Consider the following 1,712-nt stretch of genomic DNA (forward strand, 5'->3'; position numbering starts at 1 on the left):
ATAATTATATGATTTTTTTTGAATTTTTAACCAATAATGATTATTAAATAATATGTTAACAGGATAGTTATTTTAGTGATAGATTTATATGTCAGCTTTTATTTAGAAATTTAATGAGATTTGTATTGAAGGTTGATTTGAATCATGTGATGGGTTTATACAGTCTGTTTTCAGACGGCCTTTAACGTTTTCTAACATTTAAATGGCGGCTTAATGATGCGAATTGATGCGTTATTGAGCCGCTAAATAGTATAAAAAAGGCAAGTGTAAAACTTGCCTTTACGTTTGGAATCGGTCTGTTTTCTATGGTGTAACACCATGCCGTATTTCAGACGGCCTTACCAACGGAATGTTTGGGTCACGCCTGCGGAAGCGCCGTTGTTTCCGGCATAGCCGTAGCCGCCGGTATGGCTGGAGGCGCAGGCGGTGAGTGTGGCGAGGGTCAGGATAAGGAGGATGTGTTTCATGTTTTTTCTCTGAGTGGGTTGGTTTTAGACTTGGGACGTTTTGTTGCCGTATGAATCGGAATAGATATGGCTTTGTTGCTTTGTCTTGATTTAATGTATTGAAAAAGGCCGTCTGAAATCGGTTTTCAGACGACCTTTATTTTATATCAGCTTATTAGTAACAAGAATATTTGAAATCCTAACTACTTATCCGCCCTGCTTACTCATCTGCAGTCAAACGGCGAATAAAAGCAGCAAAGCTGTCGGCAATATATTCTTCATGAAAATTATCCAAATAAATATTGATAACCGGTGGCTCACCATCGGCATTTATGTTGCGATAATCCAGCGCAAAAAATCCGTGTCCGCTATCTTCTTCGGCAAAGTAAACGCCAATATGCGGTAATGCGTGATTTTTAGGATCTTCCAAAAAACGACTGCCCATTTTACCGCACAGGGCATTATTATTCGTAAAACCAATTCCATATATACCACGAACCATAAGTTCGCATTCATATCCATCCGTATCGGTATAACGAAAAAAATAACGTTTCAAACTACCGCCGTTTTTACGGCGCATCAAAGCTATATAGTCAATAGGCAGAGAATAGCCCAGCTCCTATTACACACGCGCAATAATCTCATCCGTAAGCGGCGTATCCCCTTCAAAACCTTCGTCATAGTTAACAAAAAGATTGGCAGCAAAATCTGCCAACTCGGTTTGGCTAAAAGACATGACTTATCCCATATATTAAAACTTAGGCCGTCTGAAAATGGGGTTCAGACGGCCTTTATTTTATATCAGCTTATTAGTGGCGGAAATGGCGGATGCCGGTTACAACCATGGCGATGCCGTGTTCGTCCGCTGCGTCGAAGACTTCTTGGTCGCGCATGGAGCCTGCAGGATGGATGATGGCTTTGATGCCCTGCTCGGCAATGACATCTACGCCGTCGCGGAATGGGAAGAAGGCATCGGAAGCGGCACAGGCGCCGTTTAAGTCCAAACCTGCGTCCTGCGCTTTGCGGGCGGCGATGCGGGTGCTGTCCACTCGGCTCATTTGGCCTGCGCCGATGCCGTAGGTTTGGCCGCCTTTGCCGAAGACGATGGCGTTGGATTTGACGTATTTGGCGACGTTCCAGACAAACATCAGGTCGTTCCATTCTTGCTCGGTCGGTTGGCGTTTGGAGACGACTTTCAAATCGGCGCGGTTAAGTCGGTGGATGTCGGGGGTTTGTACCAATAATCCGCCGCCGACGCGTTTGAGT

The 1,712-nt window shown here is 44.3% G+C and carries 2 protein-coding genes and 1 pseudogene; all 3 read right to left on the bottom strand.

Going from position 1 to position 1,712, the window contains the following annotated elements; genetic code table 11:
* Positions 1 to 338: 338 nt before the first annotated feature.
* Complete coding sequence (locus tag ACTHUR_RS10905) at positions 339 to 467, bottom strand: hypothetical protein (protein ID WP_256388401.1); 129 nt, start codon at positions 465 to 467, stop codon at positions 339 to 341.
* Between the two features lie 199 nt (positions 468 to 666).
* Positions 667 to 1,062, bottom strand: coding sequence for an SMI1/KNR4 family protein (locus ACTHUR_RS10910; RefSeq protein ID WP_440398582.1), 396 nt, complete (start codon positions 1,060 to 1,062; stop codon positions 667 to 669).
* Positions 1,063 to 1,255: 193 nt separating this feature from the next.
* Positions 1,256 to 1,712: pseudogene (gene purH / locus ACTHUR_RS10915) on the bottom strand (bifunctional phosphoribosylaminoimidazolecarboxamide formyltransferase/IMP cyclohydrolase); the annotation flags it as partial.

Source organism: Neisseria sp. P0021.S007 (assembly GCF_051956855.1).